Here is a 22,378-nt window from a genome sequence, read left to right on the forward strand (position 1 = left end):
TGAGTGTGTCAGTCCTTTATAGCATAAGAAGGGAATTTAGAAGATGAATGCAACGCATAAGGATTTAAAAAAAGTAATTAAGATAATAGAACAATTAGATGGACCTAGAGTAAAAAAAGATAAATGGAGATTAGGACTTCACTTAATGCCTCCTGTAGGTTGGTTAAATGATCCTAATGGACTTTGTTATTTTAAGGGAAAGTATCATGTGTTTTTTCAATACTCCCCCTTTGACCCAAAAGGTGGTATTAAAGTCTGGGGACATTATACGAGCCCTAATTTAGTGGACTGGACATATAAGGGAACACCTTTACTAGCGGATCAAGCAGAAGATTGTCATGGTGTATACTCAGGTAGTACATTTGTTGAAGATGATAAAGCATATATATATTACACAGGGAATGTAAAAAGATTAGGCGACTTCGACTATGACTATATAGGAAGAGAAGCGAATACTATACTTGTTGAAACACAAGATATGAAATACTTTGAGCCAAAACAATGTATTATGACTAACAAAGATTATACTGAAAAAATAAGTTGCCATGTAAGAGATCCTAAAGTATGGAAAGAAGGAGACACCTACTATATGGTTCAAGGCGCTAGAACTAAAGAAGATAGGGGACAGGTCTTGGTTTTTGAATCAAAGGATAAGAAGAAGTGGAAGCTAATTAATGAAATAACCTCTGAGGAAAGATTCGGTTATATGTGGGAGTGCCCTGACTTATTTAAAGTTGATGGCATTACTATATTAAGTATTTCGCCACAAGGTATAGAGAGACAAGAGTTTGAATTTTGGAACGTTTATCAATCAGGTTACTATGTGATAGATGGAGATTTTAGAAGTACGTATAGTTTAAATAACTTTTGTGAGTTAGACAGGGGCTTTGATTTCTACGCATCTCAAACATTCCAAGATGAAAAGGGGAGAAGAATTCTAATTGGTTGGATGGGATTACCAGATTGTGAGCCTGAATATCATAATCCAACGGTAGAAAAAGGATGGCAACATTGCCTAACAATACCAAGAGAACTTCATTTTAAGGAAGGGAAGCTATATCAAAACCCTGTTAAGGAAATAGAAAGTTTGAGAAAACAATGTATTATTAATAATATAAAAGGAGAAGAAGCATTATCGGCATATAGTTTAAGTGAGGTTATTGTAACGGATATTAATAGTGAAGGTGGTCTTAGTTTAATTATTAATGAAGATGTATCTTTAACTTTTGATACAGCAGATGAGACCTTTACTTTGGAATTTTTAAATGCAACAGGAGCGGGTAGAACAAAACGTATAGTGCGCCTAAAAAAATTACGAAGTTTACGTGTGTTTTGCGATTATTCAGCGCTTGAGATTTTTATAAATGATGGACAAGAAGTATTTGCTACGAGATATTACCCAAAACAAAGAAAAAATAGTATAAAGGTAACCTGTTGTAAGGCAACTGTGGCAGTATGGGAATTAGGAGAGATGAAATATGATGAAGCGTAAATTAATAGCTATTGTGGAGAGGCTCTAATTGATTTTATCCCAGGGCAATCGGGATTAGGAATTAAGAAAGTGGAAAGCTTTGAGCCTAAAGTAGGAGGGGCACCGGCTAATGTATGTGGAGCCTTTTCGAAATTAGGCGGAGACTCTATGATGCTTACAAAGTTAGGAAAAGATGCATTTGGTGATAAAATTATAGAAGAGTTAAGTGGCCATGGCATAGATGTAAGCAATATCTTGCGTACAACAGAAGCTAATACAGCCCTAGCGTTCGTATTTTTAGCAGAAGACGGAAATAGGGAGTTTTCGTTTTATCGTAATCCAAGTGCGGACCTACTTTTAAAACCAGAGGAAATAAAAGCAGAATGGTTTAAAGAAAGTTTTGCTCTTCATTTTTGCTCAGTAGATTTAGCCCCTAGTTCAATGAAAGAAGCACACAAAAAAACAATAGATTTGGCTAGTAAATGAGGAGCATTAATAAGTTTTGATCCTAACATACGATTTCCACTATGGGAGAGTAAAGAAGCTCTTAGTGATACGATACTCGAATTTATTCCAAAAGCTAATATTCTAAAGATTTCAGATGAGGAATTAGAATTTATTACAGGTTATAAAACAATAGAGGATGCTAAGGATATTTTATTTGCGGGTGGAGTAAAGCTTGTTTTATTCACTAAAGGTGGAGATGGCGCTGAAGCTTATACATTAACTCAAAAAGTTAATGTACCATCTAATAAAGTAAAAGCAGTAGATACTACCGGTGCTGGATTTATTGGAGCCTTTTTGTACAAATTAATGGAATCAGGAATTGATATAAATAATATAAGTGACTTAAGCGGAGACAATTTAATAGAATATCTACGTTTTGCTAATCGTTTTTGCGAGCATAGTGTATTAGTAGAAGGAGCAATAGCTTCTTACCCTGACCACCATCAAATGATGAAATATATGAAGTAGTATATTTAAAGAAAAGTAGAGACAGTGTTTATCTTTTCCTATTTACTTAGGAATAAAGCCCTTAGAAATCAAAATATAAAAATGTAAAATAAAAATTACCGTTTATAATAGCAACGGAAGAATTATAAAGTGAAAATTGACGATTAATTCTAGCCAGATAGTATTTGGGGTCTGAAATAATTTTGTGTATATAAATAATAGATTTGATATTGAAAATATAATAAAATCTATAAGTGGTTTTACAATACAATTCCAGATAAAGATAGGAGATAGATATGAAGCTATCAAAGAAAATAGGGTTGATTTTAGTAAGTGGTATAATATTAGTACATTCGTTACAAGCAAGTAATTTAAAGTGTCTAAGCCAAAATAATACGACAATGGTTCCATTTCGTGTAATAGGTGAAGATTTAGGAGCTAAAGTGAGCTTTGAACAGGCAAGCCAAACCATTACTTTATCTTACAGGGATACAAACATTGAATTAAAAGTAGGGAGTAAAAAGGCAACTGTAAACGGAGAAGAAAAAAATTTGCAAGTAGCACCTCAAGTAGTAGATGGAGTTACCTATGTACCTATTCGTTTTGTTGCAGAAGCATTAGGGGCAGAAGTTAATTATAAAAATAGTATTTTGGCCATTAACTTAGAAGGAAATGAAAGAGAGTGGAAACTAGAGACTATAGCAACAGGCATAAACACAAGTAGCGCTACTAATGAAAGTGGTTTTATAAATACAAGCAAGACGTTACTAGGGAAAAATGTTACAATGCTTACCATTAATATGAATGATCCTAAAGTAAAAGTAAAAATTGCCACAGCAGGTAATAAAGTAACAAGGGTAGCTGCCATTAAAGATATGGCAAATGGGGCAAAAGCTAGTATTAATGGCACCTATTTTGCAGCATATAATGGAGATGTACCATTACCTGATGGAACTTTAGTAAGTAATGGAAGGGTTCTACATATTACAGATATTGGAGCTACTATAGGCTTCACTTCCGATAATAAGGTGTTAATTGATTTTGTTACTACTAGAGTCCAAGGATACATAAATGGGGAAGAAGCATGGACAAGCTATCGCGTAAATCGTCATACTGCGGATTCAAGTGCAACAGTAATATATACACCAGAGTATGAAGGTAATATTACCTTACCTAGTGGATGGGCCGCAGTAGTATGTGTAGATGGGAAAGTAGCTAAGATGGTAACCCAAACAAGAACCGTCCCTAACAATGGTTTTATTCTTACTATGACGGAGAAGAGAAGTCAGAAGTTTAATGTAGGAGATAGCGTAGAATATAGAGTAAATTACTTACCTAAAAACACATCTTCAAAGGATTGGAATAATGTAATCTATGCACTAAGTGCAGGACCAAGCTTAATGATTGATGGAAAAATCACAGGAAATCCTTCTGATGAAAATTTTACGGAGGCTAAAATTCTTACTCAAGTAGCTCGTCGAAGTTTTATTGGTACTACAAAAGATAATCAGCTTATAATAGGTACAGTATCAGCAAGTATAAGTGAACTTAAAAATATAGTTAAAGAAATGGAGCTTGTAAGTGCTATGTGTTTGGATGGAGGTGCTTCTTCAGGGTTATATTATAATGGGAGCTACTTATATTCACCTGGTCGGAATGTAAATAACTGTATTAATTTCTATTATAGCTAAGTGAATGTTTAAGAGAAAGTATCGGTATCAAGAAGTAGATATCATACTACCTCGACGCAAGGTCAAAGTAGAGACTATGACTGAGAGGCATTATTGGTATAGGCGGATAACGTTGTAAATGCGTAACAATATCAGTAGAGGTATTGGAGTAATAAGTAAGGTAACATAAAAAGGAGGTTGTGCTACATAGCACAACCTCCTTTTTATGTTAATAATGATTTAGCTACTGTACTACGTCTAAAGAAGATTATCTAGATAATCTATTTCAAGAAGCAATAGGAAGGAAATTAGTAAATGATAACTAAAAAATAGCCTATTTTATAGTTAAGGAATAGCATTTTAATGAATATAGAATAAATATACAAAATTAATTGACAAATTTAAAAAATCATAATATATTATACAGAATAAACATATATGTTTACTTGGAATTAAAGAAATGAAGATTTAGCTAAAGGGTTAATTATTATAAAAAGGAGGATAAGAAATGTTCAACGTATTAAGCAAGCATGGAGTAGTGTGGAAAAAGGTAAGTATATTATTAAGTTTATCTTTAACTTTAGGGGGAGTGCTACTAATGTCTGGCTGTGAAAGTGAAGTAGCAAAAGAAAATAATAAAGATGCTCAAGTGGTAGAGCTTTTGAATGTTTCTTATGACCCTACCAGAGAACTGTATGTACAGGCAAACGAGGGTTTTAGCAAGTATTGGAGGGAAAAGACCGGTCAGGACGTCATAATTAATCAATCACATGGAGGTTCTGGTAAACAGGGGCGTTCGGTTATTGAAGGTTTAGAAGCAGATGTAGTAACCTTAGCGTTAGCTTATGATATAGATGCTATCAGTGATGCAGGGCTTATAGATAGTGAATGGCAAAAAGAGTTCGCAGATAATAGCTCACCATACACATCGACAATTGTATTTCTTGTGAGAAAAGGGAATCCAAAGGGTATTCAAGATTGGGATGATTTAATAAAGGAAGGGGTATCCGTTATTACACCAAATCCCAAGACTTCGGGTGGTGCAAGATGGAACTATTTAGCTGCCTGGGCATATGAGTTAGAACGTTCAGGAGGAGATGAAGAAGCAGCTAAGTCTTTTGTTAAAGAGCTCTTTTCACATGTTGAAGTATTAGATTCTGGTGCTAGGGGGGCTACGACTACTTTTGTAGAGAGAGGTATAGGGGATGTTCTTCTTGCATGGGAAAATGAGGCCTTTTTATCTATAAATGAGCTAGGTGAAGATGAATTTGAAATTATTGTCCCTTCAATAAGTATTCTAGCCGAACCACCAGTAGCTATTGTAGATGAAGTAGTAGATAAAAGAGGTACAGGAGAAATTGCTAAGGCTTATTTAGAATATCTTTATACAGAAGAAGGGCAAGAGATTGTGGCTCAAAATTATTATAGGCCTACAAATAAGCAGATAGCAGAGAAATATAAGGAACGTTTTCCAGAGGTAAAAATGGTTACAGTAGACGAAGTATTTGGTGGTTGGCGGAATGCTCAGGAAAAGCATTTTAAAGATGGTGGTGTATTTGATGAGATTTACGAGATACAGCCTTAAAGTAATGAGTGTTAGAAGAGGAGCAAAGAAGAACTTGAGTTGACAGGAAACATGGAGAGGGGAAATTAAATGAAAAAAACAAGGGGAATCATACCCGGTTTTAAGTTAACTATGGGATTTACTTTAGCTTATTTAAGCTTGATTGTACTGATTCCTTTAGCAAGTGTGGTACTAAAGAGCATGGGAATAGGGGTCGGTGGTTTCTTAGATACAGTACTGAACCCGAGAGCCGTAGCAAGCTATAAAGTAAGCTTTAGTTGTGCTTTAACAGCAGCCTTGGTCAATAGTATATTTGGAATCATACTGGCATGGACATTAGTTAAGTATGATTTCCCTTTTAAAGCTTTTTTAGATGGCTGCATAGATTTACCTTTTGCTTTGCCCACAGCTGTTACTGGTATTGCGCTGACTACCCTATATTCAGAAAATGGTTGGATAGGTAAATTCTTATATTCTTTAGGTATAAAAAGCTCTTTTTCAACCTTTGGCATTACTGTAGCACTTATATTTACAGGAATGCCCTTTGTGATAAGAACAGTGCAACCTATTTTAGAAAACTTAGACCCTCAGTATGAGGAAGCTGCTACTATGCTAGGGGCGAACGGCTTTACTACCTTTAGGAAGGTTATTTTGCCTGAACTTATGGCACCACTTCTAACAGGATTCTCCTTAGCTTTTGCAAGAGGGGTTGGAGAATATGGGAGTGTAGTATTTATTGCGGGAAATATGCCTATGAAAACAGAAATTGCGCCCTTACTTATTATGGCTAAGCTAGAGCAGTATGACTATGAGGGGGCTACAGCTATTGCAGTTGTTATGTTAGGGTTATCTTTCTTAATGTTATTACTTATTAATGTAGTACAACATCACAATAATAAGATGATGAGGGGGTAAGAGCATGAAAAGGAATCAATGTATTTTAATTGGTATAAGTATCAGTTTTTTAGTACTTATGTTAGGTTTTCCTCTTGTACTTATTATAGTTGAAGCATTAAGTAAGGGTTTTGAAGCGTATGCACAGGTAGTTATAGACCCTAGTACAGTAGCAGCTATGAAGCTTACATTATTAGCAACCTTGATAGCTGTTGGGCTAAATACCCTCTTCGGACTTATGGCTGCATGGGCTATTACTAAATTTAAATTTAAAGGAAAGAATCTACTAGTAAGTCTTATTGATTTACCTTTTGCTATCTCCCCAGTTATTGCAGGTTTAGTTTTTGTATTATCCTTTGGTCGAGGAGGTTTATTTTATTCTTTTTTAGATGCCTATAACCTAAAGATTATTTTTGCTATACCAGGAATTGTATTAGCTACCGTATTTGTTACCTTTCCTTTTGTGGCTAGAGAAATTATTCCCCTTATGGAGTCTCAAGGAAAAGATGAAGAAGAGGCGGCAGCAATGATGGGTGCTGGTGGATTTACTATCTTCACGAAAATTACTTTACCTAATATTAAATGGGGGCTTTTATATGGGATAGTCCTTTGCATGGCAAGAGCTATGGGAGAGTTTGGAGCGGTATCTGTTGTTTCTGGACACATTAGAGGAAAGACCAATACCCTACCTCTACACATTGAGATTTTATACAATGAATATCAATTTGCAGCTGCCTTTGCAGTAGCATCCATATTAGTGATTTTTGCTGTTATCATACTAATATTACGAAATCAAATTGAAAAAAGAAATAAAAAGGAGGGGTAGAGGATGCACATAGAAGTAAAGGGGCTAAACAAGTCTTTTGGAAAATTTAATGCTTCTCAAAATGTCAGCTTTGCCATTGAGAAAGGAAAGCTTATTGGGCTTTTAGGGCCAAGTGGGAGTGGAAAGACAACGGTTTTAAGGATGATTGCAGGTCTCGAGGCACCTGATACAGGAGATATTATTATTAATGGCATAAGGGTGAATGATATTCAAGCTGGTAAGAGAGGAATTGGTTTTGTTTTTCAAAACTATGCTTTATTTAGGCATATGAGTGTCTATGAAAATATTGCTTTTGGTTTAAAATTACAAAAACTTTCTTTAGAAGAAGTTAGAGAGCGTGTAGGAGAACTTATAGAGTTAATAGGGCTTAATGGGCTAGAGAAAAGATATCCGCATCAACTTTCGGGTGGACAAAGGCAAAGAGTGGCTTTTGCAAGAGCTATTGCACCAAGACCAGAATTACTTCTTTTAGATGAGCCTTTTGCAGCTATTGATGCTAAGGTGAGAAAAGAGCTAAGAAGTTGGTTAAAGGAAATGGTTAGGAAGCTTAGTATTACCAGTGTTTTTGTTACCCATGACCAGGAGGAAGCTGTAGAAATTGCAGATGAAATCATTGTTATGAATAAAGGGCAAGTAGAACAGATGGGAAGTCCTACAGTGATTTATAAGAATCCGAGAACGCCTTTTGTAGCGCAGTTTATTGGAGAATCTACTGTAATAGAAAATTACAGTAGGTTAAAGGGCTTTAATGAAGAAGTGCATGGTACTAAAGCTGTTGTAAGACCCGAGTTTGTGGAGGTATTTAAGGATAATAAGCAAATAGTAGCAGGATCGGCAGCGGAAGATGGCTACGTTAAGGCGATTGCTTTTAGGGGGAATAATCTGGAAATAACCGTTGTAGTGGGGGATTTAGAAATATCAGGTTATCGTTCCCTTGAAGAGGAACCAGTTCAAATTGGTGAAAGGGTACATCTACTTGTGCATAAACTTTATTTATTTGATGAAGTAGCAACAAAGATTGTAGAAAATAAATTGAAATATGACGAAATGCCTATATTTATCTAAGATAGCCAAGGGAGTTGAGTGATAGAAGATGGAATTTAGAAGATTAGAAACTGATGTAGTCATTATAGGTGGAGGAACTGCAGGGTGTTATGCAGCACTTACACTTGGAGAACAAAGCTCTTATAAGATACTTATACTGGAAAAAGCTAATATTGAAAGAAGTGGCTGCTTAGCTGCTGGAGTCAATGCACTAAATGCATATATAACAAAAGGACAAACACCACAAGACTATGTGAACTATGCAACAAAAGATGCAGCCGGCATAGTAAGAGAAGATTTATTACTTTCCATGTCTCAAAGATTAAATAAGGTAACTCACAAGCTTGAAGCATTAGGTCTAGTTATTTTAAAGGATGAACAGGGGGAATATGTAGCAAGAGGAAATAGGAATATAAAGATAAATGGTGAAAATATAAAAAGCATATTAGCAGATGCAGTCTACGCTTCAAAAAATGTGCAAGTATTAAATCAAGTGAATGCTATTGATTACAAGTTGGTGGATGGTAAAGTAGCAGGTGCTTATGCTATAGGAGTAGAAGAAGAAATTTTTTACCACATTAAAGCTAAGGTGGTGATTTGTGCAACAGGAGGTGCTTCAGGCATTTATAAACCTAATAATCCGGGGTTTTCAAGACATAAGATGTGGTATAGTCCTTTTAATACAGGAGCAGGTTATGCTATGGGCATTCGTGCTGGAGCAGAAATGACTACTTTCGAGATGCGTTTTATTGCACTACGTTGTAAGGATACAATATCACCTACAGGCACTATTGCGCAGGGACTTGGTGCAAAGCAGGTTAATAGTTTAGGTGAGGTTTATGAAATACATTATGGGAATACTACGTCAGAAAGGGTATATGGGACTGTTAAGGAAAATGAGGCAGGAAGAGGGCCTTGCTATTTAAAGACAGAAGGTATTAGTGAGGGAGAAGAGCAAGAATTACTTAAAGCCTATCTTAATATGTCTCCTGCACAAACCTTAAAATGGATAGAAGGTGGCAAAGGACCTAGCAGGGAGAATGTAGAGATTGAAGGAACAGAACCTTATATTGTGGGTGGCCATACTGCAAGTGGATATTGGGTAGCAGAAGACAGGAGTACAACTTTATCAGGACTTTTTGCTGCTGGGGATGTAGCAGGTGGTTGCCCACAAAAGTATGTGACGGGGGCACTTGCTGAAGGAGAAATAGCAGCTGAAGCTGCTATAGCATATATTGAGCAAGAGTATATGGAACAAGAGGGCGAAGAAAAAATGAATAATAGAAAAGAACCTCAAAGTGGAACTACACAAGATAAGGATACTTTAAATGAAATAGATGAGGCGCTTCTAAAATATGAAGAGGTAAAAGGTTACATAGGTGAGAAAACTACCTTATATAAGGTAGAAGAGGTAGAAGAAGCTATGCAAAAAGTAATGGATACCTATGCAGGAGGCATTTCAGTAGGTTATCGTTACAACGAAAAGCAGCTACTTAAGGCAAGAGATAAAATAAATGCTCTAGTAGAATTAAGCCGTACACTAAAGGTTAAGGACATGTATGAACTCATGAAACTTTATGAGCTAATAGACAGACTTCAGGTGGCCCAGGTACTCATTGAGCATTTAAGAGCAAGAAAGGAAACAAGGTGGCATAGCTTTGCTGAGCATACAGATTACCCTGAGCAAGATGATAAATGGCTTAAATATGTGAACTCTAAAAAGGTAAATGGAAACATAGAGATAATACTAAGGGATTTAGTAAGGAGGAGTGAGCATTATGAGCATACAAATTAATGCAGATAAATGTACTAATTGTGGCATGTGCAGAAAGGTTTGTCCTGGTAATCTCCTAACAGAGAATGATAGGCATCAAATAATTATGAGATGCCCGGAAGATTGTTGGGGTTGTACTTCTTGTGTGAAGGCATGTAATTTCCAAGCGATTTCTTATTTTTTGGGAGCAGATATAGGAGGCTTAGGAAGTACCTTACAAACAAAAGAAGAAGGCGATTTACTCCATTGGATTATGAAGCATACAGATGAATCAGAACAAGTGATTACTATAAACAAAAAACAGGCAAATACCTATTAAGAGGGGGTTAAAAGATGGATCATTTAGATAGATTAGAAGCGCAGAGTATTTTTATTTTAAGAGAAGCATACAAAAAACTAGGTAAGTTGGGTATGCTTTGGTCAATAGGAAAAGACTCAACGGTATTACTTTGGTTAGCTAAAAAGGCTTTCTATGGTCACTGCCCATTTCCTTTTATTCATGTAGATACTACTTATAAGATTCCGGAAATGATAGCATATCGTGACCGTATGGCAAAGGAAATGAATTTAGATTTAATCGTCCATACCAATAAAGCTGCTATAGAAGAGGGGATGGGACCAGATAAGGGAAGATTAGTATGTTGCAAGGCACTTAAAACAGAAGGCTTACAGCAGGTGGTTCATGTATATGGTTTTGAAGGATTAATAGTAGGTGTGAGACGTGATGAAGAAGGTTCAAGGTCAAAGGAACGTGTCTTTAGTGAAAGAAATAAAAATGATGAATGGGATTATACAAATCAACCTCCAGAATTATGGGATCAGTTTAAAACAGACTTTCCAAAAGGTAATCATATTCGTGTTCACCCCCTTCTGCACTGGAATGAGATTGATATATGGGAATATATCAAAAGAGAAAATATGCCTATTATAGATTTATATTTTGCTAAGGATGGTAAACGTTATCGTAGTTTAGGTTGTGCGCCTTGTACAGCACAAGTTGAATCAAGTGCTTCCAATCTGGATGAAATCATAGAGGAGCTAAAAAATACTACCATTAGTGAAAGAGCAGGTAGAGCTCAAGACCAAGAAGATTCTTATGCAATGCAGAAGCTTCGCAAGGATGGTTATATGTAGATAGGGTTTGATATCACGAGATAAGATGCTGATATGTAGATAAAAGTTCCTAAGATATATGAAAGAGTGAAATGATGGAGGGGAATATATGAGTCAGATAGCCAATAAAGAGGTACTTAAAATAGTTGTAGTAGGTCATGTGGATCATGGTAAGTCTACAGTAATTGGGAAACTGCTATATGATACAAAGTCACTGCCTGAAGGGGCAGTTGAGAAAGTTAGAAAAATAGCTAAAGAAACTGGAAAGCCTTTTGAATATGCTTATTTACTAGATGCTTTTGAAGAGGAACAAAAGCAAGGAATAACCATTGATACCACACAAATACAGTTTCAAACAACTAAGAGGGATTATGTCATTATTGATGCACCAGGACATAAGGAGTTTCTAAAAAATATGATTTCAGGAGCTGCTAGTGCAGAAGCTGCACTTTTAGTAATAGATGCCAAAGAAGGTGTACAGGAGCAATCAAGACGACATGCTTATATGCTATCCTTGTTAGGCATAAAGAAGGTTTATGTCATTGTTAACAAAATGGATTTAGTAGATTATAAAGAAGAGGTATTTAATGTAATCCGTCAGGAAATGAGTACATTTTTAGGAGCTTTAGGTGTATATCCTTTAAAATATATTCCAATCTCAGCTTTTTATGGAGAAAATATCACTAGTCAATCAGATAAGATGCCTTGGTATAAAGGCACGCCTATTATAGAAGGGATTGATGCAATAGAAAGAGATAAAGGGATAGAAGATAAGCCACTTAGACTACCTATTCAAGATGTATATAAATTCGATGATAGACGAATCATTGCGGGGCGTATTGAAAGTGGTCAGTTAAAAGTAGGGGATAAGATTACTATTTATCCAGAGGGTAAAACAACACATATTAAAAGTATTGCATATTGGGCAGAGAGAGATCAAAAGGAACAAGGTTTTGCCGGTGAGTCTATTGGTATTATTGTTGAAGATGAATTCTTTAATAAAAGAGGAGAAATTATTACTAATGAAACAAATCCTCCTTTAGTAGCTGAAAGCTTCCGTGCAAGCATTTTTTGGATGGGAAAGGAACCACTTACTATAGGCAAAAAATATAAGATTAAATTAGCTACGGAAGAGATAGAAGGAGAAGTAAGTAGTATTATCAAAGTAATCGATGCCACTAGCTTAGATAGTAATGTGACGCATCAACAAGTAGAGTTAAATGGGGTAGCAGAAGTTATTATAAATACTAAAGAACCTGTAGTATTTGATGTTTTTAGGGAGAGTCCTGTAACAGGACGTTTTGTTATAGTGGATGGCTATGATGTAGCCGGAGGTGGTATCATCACCCAAAAAGAGGGCGAAACAGTTTCGTTTAGTATTTTTAGGGGGAATGGCTTAGAGGCTAGGACTGATATATTTGATGAATTTTACTATAGCATAGAGGACTATAACATAAAAAAGGCTACAAGTTATGGGCAGGTATATGAGATAGGGGATAGTATTCCTTTACAAAGTAAAAGCTTCAAGTACCCATCTTATTTTGATATATTAGTATTAAGAGATCATGTGGCTATAAGTATTAAAGAAGGAAAAGTAGTAGACATAGTATCTCTTCAAAACTATACTTATTCCGGCTATCCTGTAGTAAATGGTAGGGGCTTTGAGGTAAATGTACATTCAAATGAAGAATTGGCCCACTTTATAGGAACTTATAGTAAGGTACAAAATAAAGAAGCCGATGAAGAAGAAAGGCTTTCAGAGCAATGGCTGACTATAGAAACTTACAGAAGATTAGCGTGGGGAAGATAAGCTGTAGAAAAGATGACAAAATGGGGGCAAAAATAGTGAAACATTCAGAGATAGAAGCAGTTATTCAAAGTGTACAAAACTATAAAGAAAAGGTGAATGAGGTATTAAATGAGAAAGAAGAGTTAAAGAATATTAAACCTCTCCTCGGTGGGATGGGTGTTTACGAACAACGTGAAAAAGGGACTTTTATGTTAAGAGTACGTATCCCAGCAGGTGTATGTGAAGTAAAATGGCTAAGAAGTATATATGAAATTGGTAAAGAAGTAGGTGTGAGACGTTTTCACCTTACCTCTAGACAAGATATTCAATATCATGGGCTTACCCTAGCGCAAACCATTGAAGTAAAGGAAGCATTACTGAAAGAAGGTTTAGTAACTAAAGGTGGAGGGGGCAATAGCCCTAGAAATATTGCTTGTTCACCACTTTCAGGAGTAGACTCTAAGGATATATTTGATGTCACCCCTTATGCACTAGCTAGTTGTGACTTTATTATGAAGATTATAGACTCTTTTCACTTACCTCGTAAGTTTAAAATTGCATTTGCAAGTAGTAAGGAGGATACCTCAAATACTACCGTGACTGACCTTGGATTTATGGCGATGGAAGAAGATGGACACAAGTATTTTAAGGTTTTTGTAGGTGGAGGACTTGGTAGAAATCCTAAACCAGGTATTGTGTTTGAAGAGAAGCTTGAGTTACAAGAAATACTTTATGTCATACAAGGACTTAAAGAGCTCTTTGAAGATTATGGGGATTATGAAAATCGTAATAAAGCAAGAATCCGATATATCGTAGAACGCTTAGGTGAAGAAGCATTTAAGGCTAAATTACATGATTATATTGATAAAGTAAAAGCCAGAGGGATAAATGAGCCAATTATTAATGAAATAACCTATAATAAAAAGGGGACTTATCTAAGCATAAATAATGAAAGGCTCGTAAGCCAAAAGCAAGAAGGACTTTATGGTGTCTATGTACATCCCTTTGGTGGCTATTTAAGTGTAGAAGAATTAGGCAGAATAGTAGAAATGGCAGAAGCTGTGGAGGATGTGAAAATACGTCTGACAATGGATCAAGGATTTTATATGCTTAACTTGAATGGTGAAGAAGCAGAAAGGATATTGGCTAAAACTGAGACGTTAGGCTTAACAGATATTATGAGTAAGTTAGTAGCTTGTACAGGAGCCAATACCTGTCAGATTGGATTAGCTGCATCAGAGGAGCTTGCAGGATCTATAAAGAAGAGGTTTGACAAGGTACCTAAAGAGGTGCAAGTTTGGCTACCAGCTATACATATTTCGGGTTGTCAAAGCTCTTGTAGTGCCCATCAAATTGCAGTACTAGGTTTCTGCGGTAGCAAAAAACGTATTAATGATGAAATAAAAACAGTATTTACACTTTCCATTAACGGTAGCAAAGGTCAAGCCGGTGCGAAGCTAGGTGAAGTAGTAGGAGATTTGTTAATGGAAGATATACCGGAATTTCTTGAGAAGTTAGCTATAGGATTAAAGAAGGGCGAGATAGAACTAGAAAAAGAAGTATTGAAGAAACAGTTTGGACCTAAAATAATGTAGATGATGGATACTTGATTTAAAGTTCATTTAAATAATAGAAAGACTCTAATTAAGTAAAAAACAAAGATATGAGTTCTTGTTGAATATCATATCCTTGTTTTACTTTTTTATTTCTTCTATAATTCTTAGCTTTATAAAGGGTGAATCAACATATCTATAAAAAACTTATAAAAAATCGTTGACTTATGTAAGTAAATAGTGTACTATAATAAAAGTCGTCAGGAACAAATGGCGACTAAATAAAAGAAATACATGAATATCAAAGATGTGAAATGTATGAATTTTAATCGTACTTTGAAAAACAAATACTACAACAATTATAGATTTGTAAGTTATAGCAATATAACTTGCGCCTAACGATAAATGTACACGCATTGTATAATGCAAAAATGTTTGTCAGGGTGTAAAATCTACAATTTAACCGATATAGTCAGAAATGACTTAAAACATTCTTTGTTTTTATCAGAAATGATAATTAACAAGGCACCAATCATGTGAAAACATGATTAGACCGCTCAATAATGAGCAATAGGTCAAGCTACTAAGAGCGTAGAGTGGATGCCTTGGCACCGAGAGCCGATGAAGGACGTGATAAGCTGCGAAAAGCTACGGGGAGTTGCAAATAAACTTTGATCCGTAGATATCCGAATGGGGAAACCTGGCAGAGCAAACCTCTGTCACCGTATAGCCAATACATAACTATACGGAGGGAACGAAGGGAACTGAAACATCTAAGTACCTTCAGGAGGAGAAAGAAACATCGATTTCCTAAGTAGCGGCGAGCGAAAGGGAAACAGGCCAAACCAGATTACTTGTAATCTGGGGTTGAGGACTGCGACATGGCAAGAATGCGGATAGCTGAAGAGTCTGGAAAGTCTCATCAAAGAGGGTGATAATCCCGTAAGCGAAATCCAAGTGAAGCCTAGCAGTATCCAGAGTACCACGAGACACGAGAAACCTTGTGGGAAGCTGGGGGGACCACCCCCCAAGCCTAAATACTCCTCGGTGACCGATAGCGCATAGTACTGTGAAGGAAAGGTGAAAAGAACCCCGGGAGGGGAGTGAAAGAGAACCTGAAACTCTATGTTTACAAGCAGTGGAAGCACCATATGATGTGCAACCGCGTACTTTTTGTAGAACGGTCCGGCGAGTTACTAGCTGTGGCAAGGTTAAGTACCAGGAGGTACGAAGCCGAAGGGAAACCAAGTCTGAATAGGGCGCCAAAATAGTCATTGTTAGTAGACCCCAAAACCGGGTGACCTACCCATGTGCAGGATGAAGTTACCGTAAAAGGTAATGGAGGTCCGAACTCACATCTGTTGAAAAAGGTGGAGATGACGTGTGGGTAGCGGAGAAATTCCAATCGAACCCGGAGATAGCTGGTTCTCCTCGAAATAGCTTTAGGGCTAGCGTTGATAGGAGTCTAATGGAGGTAAAGCACTGAATTGCCTAGGGGGCCTACAAGCTTACCGAAGCATATCAAACTAAGAATGCCATCAAGATACCGTCAGCAGTCAGACTACGAGTGATAAGACACGTGGTCAAAAGGAAAACAGTCCAGACCATCAGCTAAGGTCCCCAAGTGTGTGTTAAGTGGAAAAGGATGTGAGATTTCGAAGACAACTAGGATGTTGGCTTAGAAGCAGCCACTCATTCAAAGAGTGCGTAATAGCTCACTAGTCGAGAGATCTTGCGCCGAAAATGTCCGGGGCTAAAACACACCACCGAAGCTATGGAATTCAACTTAGTTGGATTGGTAGAGGAGCGTTGTAACGACGCAGAAGCAGTACCGTAAGGAGCCGTGGAGTAATTACAAGTGAGAATGCCGGAATGAGTAGCGAGATACAAGTGAGAATCTTGTAGGCCGAATATCCAAGGTTTCCAGAGTAAAGCTGATCTGCTCTGGGTAAGTCGGGACCTAAGGCGAGGACGGAAGTCGTAGTCGATGGACAACTGGTTCATATTCCAGTACTACCTATTATCAGAACTGCAGGGACGCAGGAGGGTAGGCAAACCCAGGAATGGTATCCTGGGCCAAGCACAAAGTCGCATTCCCAAGGAAAACCCGGGGAACGAGGATGAAGTGTGATGGGGATCGAAATTAAAGTAGAGAAGTTGCTGAACCCACACTGCCGAGAAAAGCTGCTATTGCGTGATAGGTACCCGTACCGTAAACCGACACAGGTGGATGAGGAGAGAATCCTAAGGCCGACGGGAGAAGCGTTGTTAAGGAACTCGGCAAAATGACTCCGTAACTTAGGGAGAAGGGGTGCCTACTTAGGTAGGCCGCAGAGAATAGGCCCAAGCAACTGTTTAACAAAAACACAGGTCTTTGCTAAACCGAAAGGTGATGTATAAGGGCTGACGCCTGCCCGGTGCTGGAAGGCTAAGGGGAGAGGTTAGTCGTAAGGCGAAGCTTTGAACTTAAGCCCCAGTAAACGGCGGCCGTAACTATAACGGTCCTAAGGTAGCGAAATTCCTTGTCAGGTAAGTTCTGACCCGCACGAAAGGCGTAATGATTTGGGCACTGTCTCGACAGCGCACCCGGTGAAATTGTAGTACCAGTGAAGATGCTGGTTACCCGCGACAGGACGGAAAGCCCCCGGGGGAGTTTTACTGTAGCTTGATACTGAGGTTGGGTATTACATGTACAGGATAGGAGGGAGACTGAGAAAATCTGGACGCCAGTCTAGGTGGAGTCGCCGGTGGGATACCTCTCTTGTAATACTTAACTTCTAACCATGGCCCGTTACCCGGGTCTGGGACAATGTCAGGTGGACAGTTTGACTGGGGCGGTCGCCTCCTAAAGAGTAACGGAGGCGCTCAAAGGTAACCTCAGAATGGTCGGAAACCATTCGAAGAGTGCAAAAGGCATAAGGTTGCTTGACTGTGACACCGACGGGTGGAGCAGGTACGAAAGTAGGACTTAGTGATCCGGTGGTATGAAAGTGGGATTGCCATCGCTCAACGGATAAAAGCTACCCCGGGGATAACAGGCTTATCTCCCCCAAGAGTTCACATCGACGGGGAGGTTTGGCACCTCGATGTCGGCTCATCGCATCCTGGAGCTGAAGCAGGTTCCAAGGGTTGGGCTGTTCGCCCATTAAAAGCGGTACGCGAGCTGGGTTCAGAACGTCGTGAGACAGTTCGGTCCCTATCCGTCGTGGGCGCAGGAAATTTGAGTGGAGCTGTCCTTAGTACGAGAGGACCGGGATGGACGGACCACTGGTGCATCTGTTGTCTTACCAAAGGCATAGCAGAGTAGCCAAGTCTGGATCTGATAAAACGCTGAAGGCATCTAAAGCGTGAAGCAGACCACAAGATAAGATTTCCCATCCGAAAGGAGTAAGACCCCTTAGAGACTATGAGGTAGATAGGTTGGAGCTGTAAGCATGGTAACATGTGTAGGTGACCAATACTAACGGTTCGAGGGTTTGACCTAGATAATGAAGGTTAAATAGTTGTAGTATTTGTTTTTGAAGGTACGAGAGAACAAAACACCCATGAGGGTGTTTTTTTTATACTTAGAAAGATTTAGTGGACACTTTATTTGATCTTTTTTATTATGTAGCTGTTACATTTTCTGCAATAGGTTATTGTAATTTCTTTATTATATTTTTTTAATGAAGTAGTACACTTAATATAAAAAAGCTGATCAAAAGCTTAAATCAATATAGAAGAGAAGATAGATGTTAAGATTTAAGCAGGAATGATTTAAATATGACAACATGAGTATTAGACAAAGGAGAATCACGATGAGTGCATATATCAGTTTCAAGGATATAAAAAAGACTTATGAAATGGGGGAAGTACAAATTAATGCTGTAGATGGAGTGAGTTTTGATATTGACAAGGGAGAGTTTGTTATTATAGCAGGGAGTAGTGGGGCTGGAAAAAGCACAGTCCTTAATCTTTTAGGTGGAATGGATATTCCTACATCTGGGGATTTAATAGTAGATAATGTAAATATTAGTTGCTTTAATAAGAAACAACTTACAAATTATAGAAAAGATGATATTGGTTTCGTATTTCAATTTTATAACCTAGTTCAAAACCTAACAGCTAGAGAAAATGTAGAGTTAGCTACGCAGCTGATTAAGAATCCCTTAGATATAGAGGAAATTTTAGATGCAGTGGGCCTAGAGGAGCGTAAAAATAACTTTCCCTCTCAACTCTCAGGAGGGGAACAACAAAGGGTGGCCATTGCAAGAGCTATTGCTAAAAATCCGAAGTTGTTACTTTGTGATGAACCAACAGGCGCATTAGATTATAACACTGGTAAAGCCGTTCTTAGTTTACTTCAAAAAATGTGCATGGAACGGCATATGACCGTAGTAGTTATTACTCATAATTTAGCTCTAACACCAATGGGAGATAAAGTTATATATATGAAGAATGGTAAAGTAGAGCGTATTATACTTAATCCTGAACCGACACCAGTAGAAAGGATTGAGTGGTAATGAGAAAGAGTGCATTAATTAAGGATACGCTTCATGAAATTCGTAAATCTCTAGGACGCTTTTTTTCTATTATGGCCATTGTAGCTTTAGGGGTAGCATTTTTGGCAGGTATCAAGGTAAGTGCACCTATGATGAGGGATACAACAGATCAATACATGGACAATTATCATATGATGGATCTAACAGTGATGTCTACACTGGGAATAGAGGCAAGTGATATAGAAGCACTAAGTAAGTTAGATGAAATAAAAAGTATAACGGGCAGCTATACAATAGATACTCTAGCAACTATAGGAGGTAGCCAAAAGGTAGTTAAAGTTCATAGTCTACAATCACTTTCACCAGAAGATGATAATTTTATTAATAAGCCAAGATTAATAGAAGGTAGCTGGCCTAGTGCTCCTAATGAGTGTTTAATTGATGGGACACAACTTACTAGACTGCCTCTTGAAATAGGGGATTCTATTACATTAAGTACTGGCACTGATAAAGACATAAGTGATGTTTTAGAAAACAATCAATACAAAGTAGTGGGGGTAATGAATTCTCCATATTATATGCACTTTGAAAGAGGTTCGGCAGAAATAGGAAATGGTAGTGTGTCTAGCTACATTTACATTCCAGAAGAAAATTTTAAGAGTGATACTTATACAGAACTGTTTATTGCTTTAAAAGATACCGAACAGTTAGATAGCTATAGTGATGCTTATACTACTTTAATTGATGATTTTAAAGCTAAATTAGAACCTATCATGGAAGAAAGAGCAGCAGTTCGTTATGAGAAACTCTTAAGTGATGGAAAGGCAGATATCACAGGAGGAGAAGCAAAGTTATTAGAAGAAAGAGAAAAGGCTAATCAAGAGTTAGCGGATGCGGCTTTAGAAATTGAAAAGGCAGAACAAGAAATCGCTAATAAAGAACAAGAGTTACAAGATGGAGAAGCGGCAACAGAAAAAGGTTTTAAACAAGCAGAACGAGCTATTAGTGAAGCTGAAACCACCATCCAGGAGAAACAAAGAGAATACGAGGAAGGACTATCCCTTTTTAATTCTCAAAAAGAAACGATTCAAAAACAGTTAGATGAGGTTAAGTTAGCGCTAGATGTAGGTAATGAGGAGTTACAAGAGTTGGAAGCTACTTTACAAAGCGTGGAAGAAAAGTTACTAGCCTCAGAAGGAGCGGAAAAAGAAACTTTAGTCGAACAAAAGCAAACTATAGAATTGCAAATAGCAACCTTGGAGAAAGTATTAGAAACAAAAAAACAAGCCTATGATGAAGGTCTCTCAGAGTTTACAGTCAAGGAACAAGCCTTAATAGCTACTAAGGCTGCTTTAGAAAAAGGCAGGAATGAAATTACTAAGCAAAAAGCTGCACTAGAAAGTAAAAAAGCAACCACCTATAATCAGTTAACATTTGGAAAGCAACAATTAGAAGAAGCGAAAATCACTATGCAAGAAGGAAAAGAAAAGTATGAGTCATCTAAGGCAGAAGCAGAAGAAAAGTTTAAAGAAGCTGAAGATGAGTTAACAAAAGGAAAAGAACAACTAGAAAATCTAAAAGAGCCGAAAGTTTATGTACTAGGACGTGAAGCTAACTACGGCACCGCTAATTACAAAAGTGCTGTAGATACAATTGAACGTATCGGACAAGTATTCCCTATATTTTTCTTCGTAGTAGCAGCTCTTGTATGCTTAACGACTATGACACGTATGGTGGATGAACAACGTATTACTATTGGAACTTATAAAGCTTTAGGGTATAGTTCATTTGCAATTATGAGTAAGTATATTTTATATGCAGGGATTGCAAGTGCTATTGGTAGTATATTAGGGATTATAGTTGGATTTAAACTTTTTCCTAATACTATTTATGGGGCTTATGGGATAATGTTTACCGCACCACCTCTTATTGATAAGGTTTATCCAGGTGAAGCCTTATCAGCAATTACGGCAATGATAGCATTGACGGTTTTGGCAGCAGTATTTACTACTATTAAAGAACTTAAAGAACAGCCATCAGAATTAATGAGACCTAAGGCGCCGGCTAATGGAAAACGTATTTTATTAGAACGTATTCCATTTATTTGGAAGAGAATGAACTTCTTTCAGAAGGTAGTAGCACGTAATATTTTTAGATACAAGAAGAAATTCTTCATGACTATTATTGGAATTGCTGGATGTACAGCACTACTTGTTGCTGGATTAGGATTAAAACAATCCATCATAAGTATTGTAGGAAGACAATATGGTGATATTTTTCGATATGATTTAGAAGTAACAGTTAAAGAAGGTACAGCTGATAATATAGAGGGCGATACTTATATTAAAAATTTCTTAGAGGTAAGCAAAGAAAATATTAAAGCAATTTATGGTGAAGAGCAACGAGAGACGACATTGTTAACGATTCCTGACTTATCACACATGTCAGAGTTTATTAATCTAAAAGAGAGAGAATCGCAAGAATCACTAGCTTTAGAGGATAACGGTGTTATTATTTCAGAGAAGCTAGCTAAGCTTTTAAAGGTAGGAAAAGGAGATACTATTCAGTTTGAGAGCAGTGATTTAGTAATCTATGATGTAAAGGTTATTGGCATAACAGAAAATTATGTAGGACATTATATATATATGACACAGGACTATGCAAAACAAATAAGAACAAACATACCGAGCGCTAATCAACTTTTAATTCATTTAGTAGATTCAAGTGGTAGAAATGAAGAAGCTATCTCAAATAAGTTAACACAAAATGAAAATGTTGTTTCATTTGCTTTTACTACTAAACACGCAGACAGCTTTAATAGTATGACATCTAGTTTAGATACAGTTGTTATTATTCTTATTGTATCAGCGGCGTTATTAGCTTTTGTTGTACTTTATAATCTAACAACTATTAATATTAGTGAACGTTATAGGGAAATAGCAACTATTAAAGTATTAGGATTTAATGATTATAAAGTATCACAATATATTTATAGAGAAAATATTATGCTGACATTAATGGGTTCATTGTTAGGATTGATATTAGGAAAGGCACTTTTTGTATTCATTATTGTAACAGCAGAAATGGAGGATTTAATGTTTGGTAGAGAGCTTTATGCTTCAAGTAATATCACAGCTATTGTTCTAACCTTTATTTTTGCTATGTTAGTGAATATTATTATGCATTTTAAGCTTCAAAAAATTGAAATGGTAGATTCCCTTAAGTCAGTAGAATAAATTACTAGA

Annotated in this window: 13 protein-coding genes, 1 rRNA gene and 1 pseudogene; all 15 read left to right on the forward strand. The window is 37.0% G+C overall.

From position 1 onward, the window contains the following. Positions 1 to 43: 43 nt before the first annotated feature. Positions 44 to 1,492, forward strand: coding sequence for a glycoside hydrolase family 32 protein (locus tag CLOLE_RS00275; RefSeq protein WP_013655105.1), 1,449 nt, complete (start codon positions 44 to 46; stop codon positions 1,490 to 1,492). Between the two features lie 69 nt (positions 1,493 to 1,561). Beyond that, positions 1,562 to 2,446 (forward strand): annotated as a pseudogene (locus tag CLOLE_RS00280) (carbohydrate kinase family protein). A 275-nt stretch (positions 2,447 to 2,721) separates the two neighbouring features. Beyond that, entirely contained in the window at positions 2,722 to 4,116 is a 1,395-nt protein-coding gene (locus tag CLOLE_RS00285) for a stalk domain-containing protein (RefSeq protein ID WP_013655106.1), read from the forward strand. Between the two features lie 487 nt (positions 4,117 to 4,603). Continuing rightward, positions 4,604 to 5,680 carry a sulfate ABC transporter substrate-binding protein gene (locus CLOLE_RS00290; protein WP_013655107.1) on the forward strand — a complete coding sequence of 359 codons (1,077 nt, stop codon included), beginning with the start codon at positions 4,604 to 4,606 and terminating at the stop codon, positions 5,678 to 5,680. 69 nt (positions 5,681 to 5,749) lie between these two features. Further along, on the forward strand, positions 5,750 to 6,574 hold the full coding sequence (gene cysT, locus CLOLE_RS00295) for a sulfate ABC transporter permease subunit CysT (RefSeq protein WP_013655108.1): 825 nt from the start codon (positions 5,750 to 5,752) through the stop codon (positions 6,572 to 6,574). 4 nt (positions 6,575 to 6,578) lie between these two features. Further along, the gene (cysW, locus tag CLOLE_RS00300) at positions 6,579 to 7,379 is read left to right on the forward strand and encodes a sulfate ABC transporter permease subunit CysW (RefSeq protein ID WP_013655109.1); all 801 of its coding nucleotides are present in this window, start codon (positions 6,579 to 6,581) and stop codon (positions 7,377 to 7,379) included. Between the two features lie 3 nt (positions 7,380 to 7,382). After that, positions 7,383 to 8,444, forward strand: a complete 1,062-nt coding sequence (locus tag CLOLE_RS00305) for a sulfate/molybdate ABC transporter ATP-binding protein (protein ID WP_013655110.1) — start codon at positions 7,383 to 7,385, stop codon at positions 8,442 to 8,444. 28 nt (positions 8,445 to 8,472) lie between these two features. Further along, positions 8,473 to 10,218, forward strand: a complete 1,746-nt coding sequence (locus tag CLOLE_RS00310; RefSeq protein ID WP_013655111.1) for an adenylyl-sulfate reductase subunit alpha — start codon at positions 8,473 to 8,475, stop codon at positions 10,216 to 10,218. Beyond that, positions 10,202 to 10,516 (forward strand): indolepyruvate ferredoxin oxidoreductase subunit alpha, encoded by a 315-nt coding sequence (locus tag CLOLE_RS00315; protein ID WP_013655112.1) that lies wholly within the window; start codon positions 10,202 to 10,204, stop codon positions 10,514 to 10,516. The genes CLOLE_RS00310 and CLOLE_RS00315 overlap by 17 nt, the downstream gene beginning before the upstream one ends. Before the next feature lie 14 nt (positions 10,517 to 10,530). After that, complete coding sequence (cysD, locus tag CLOLE_RS00320; protein ID WP_013655113.1) at positions 10,531 to 11,331, forward strand: sulfate adenylyltransferase subunit CysD; 801 nt, start codon at positions 10,531 to 10,533, stop codon at positions 11,329 to 11,331. 88 nt (positions 11,332 to 11,419) lie between these two features. Next, positions 11,420 to 13,120 (forward strand): sulfate adenylyltransferase subunit 1, encoded by a 1,701-nt coding sequence (locus CLOLE_RS00325; RefSeq protein ID WP_013655114.1) that lies wholly within the window; start codon positions 11,420 to 11,422, stop codon positions 13,118 to 13,120. Next, positions 13,075 to 14,694, forward strand: a complete 1,620-nt coding sequence (locus tag CLOLE_RS00330) for a nitrite/sulfite reductase (RefSeq protein ID WP_013655115.1) — start codon at positions 13,075 to 13,077, stop codon at positions 14,692 to 14,694. Before CLOLE_RS00325 ends, CLOLE_RS00330 begins: the two co-directional genes overlap by 46 nt. Before the next feature lie 531 nt (positions 14,695 to 15,225). Continuing rightward, a 23S ribosomal RNA gene (locus tag CLOLE_RS00335) occupies positions 15,226 to 18,136 on the forward strand. A 313-nt stretch (positions 18,137 to 18,449) separates the two neighbouring features. After that, on the forward strand, positions 18,450 to 19,154 hold the full coding sequence (locus CLOLE_RS00340; RefSeq protein ID WP_013655116.1) for an ABC transporter ATP-binding protein: 705 nt from the start codon (positions 18,450 to 18,452) through the stop codon (positions 19,152 to 19,154). Continuing rightward, a complete protein-coding gene (locus CLOLE_RS00345) occupies positions 19,154 to 22,369 on the forward strand; it encodes an FtsX-like permease family protein (RefSeq protein WP_013655117.1) in 3,216 nt (1,071 codons plus the stop codon). The genes CLOLE_RS00340 and CLOLE_RS00345 overlap by 1 nt, the downstream gene beginning before the upstream one ends. The last annotated feature ends 9 nt before the right edge of the window (positions 22,370 to 22,378 follow it).

The sequence above is a fragment of the Cellulosilyticum lentocellum DSM 5427 genome (assembly GCF_000178835.2).
GTDB classification, from domain to species: domain Bacteria; phylum Bacillota; class Clostridia; order Lachnospirales; family Cellulosilyticaceae; genus Cellulosilyticum; species Cellulosilyticum lentocellum.

Excerpts from the sequence above, each read along its gene's own strand:
- cysD (WP_013655113.1), top strand. The coding sequence starts at position 10,531 with ATGGATCATTTAGATAGATTAGAAGCGCAGAGTATTTTTATTTTAAGA.
- CLOLE_RS00275 (WP_013655105.1), top strand. The coding sequence starts at position 44 with ATGAATGCAACGCATAAGGATTTAAAAAAAGTAATTAAGATAATAGAA.
- CLOLE_RS00325 (WP_013655114.1), top strand. The coding sequence starts at position 11,420 with ATGAGTCAGATAGCCAATAAAGAGGTACTTAAAATAGTTGTAGTAGGT.
- CLOLE_RS00330 (WP_013655115.1), top strand. The coding sequence starts at position 13,075 with ATGGCTGACTATAGAAACTTACAGAAGATTAGCGTGGGGAAGATAAGC.
- CLOLE_RS00285 (WP_013655106.1), top strand. The coding sequence starts at position 2,722 with ATGAAGCTATCAAAGAAAATAGGGTTGATTTTAGTAAGTGGTATAATA.
- cysW (WP_013655109.1), top strand. The coding sequence starts at position 6,579 with ATGAAAAGGAATCAATGTATTTTAATTGGTATAAGTATCAGTTTTTTA.
- CLOLE_RS00340 (WP_013655116.1), top strand. The coding sequence starts at position 18,450 with ATGAGTGCATATATCAGTTTCAAGGATATAAAAAAGACTTATGAAATG.
- CLOLE_RS00345 (WP_013655117.1), top strand. The coding sequence starts at position 19,154 with ATGAGAAAGAGTGCATTAATTAAGGATACGCTTCATGAAATTCGTAAA.
- CLOLE_RS00315 (WP_013655112.1), top strand. The coding sequence starts at position 10,202 with ATGAGCATACAAATTAATGCAGATAAATGTACTAATTGTGGCATGTGC.
- CLOLE_RS00290 (WP_013655107.1), top strand. The coding sequence starts at position 4,604 with ATGTTCAACGTATTAAGCAAGCATGGAGTAGTGTGGAAAAAGGTAAGT.
- CLOLE_RS00310 (WP_013655111.1), top strand. The coding sequence starts at position 8,473 with ATGGAATTTAGAAGATTAGAAACTGATGTAGTCATTATAGGTGGAGGA.
- cysT (WP_013655108.1), top strand. The coding sequence starts at position 5,750 with ATGAAAAAAACAAGGGGAATCATACCCGGTTTTAAGTTAACTATGGGA.
- CLOLE_RS00305 (WP_013655110.1), top strand. The coding sequence starts at position 7,383 with ATGCACATAGAAGTAAAGGGGCTAAACAAGTCTTTTGGAAAATTTAAT.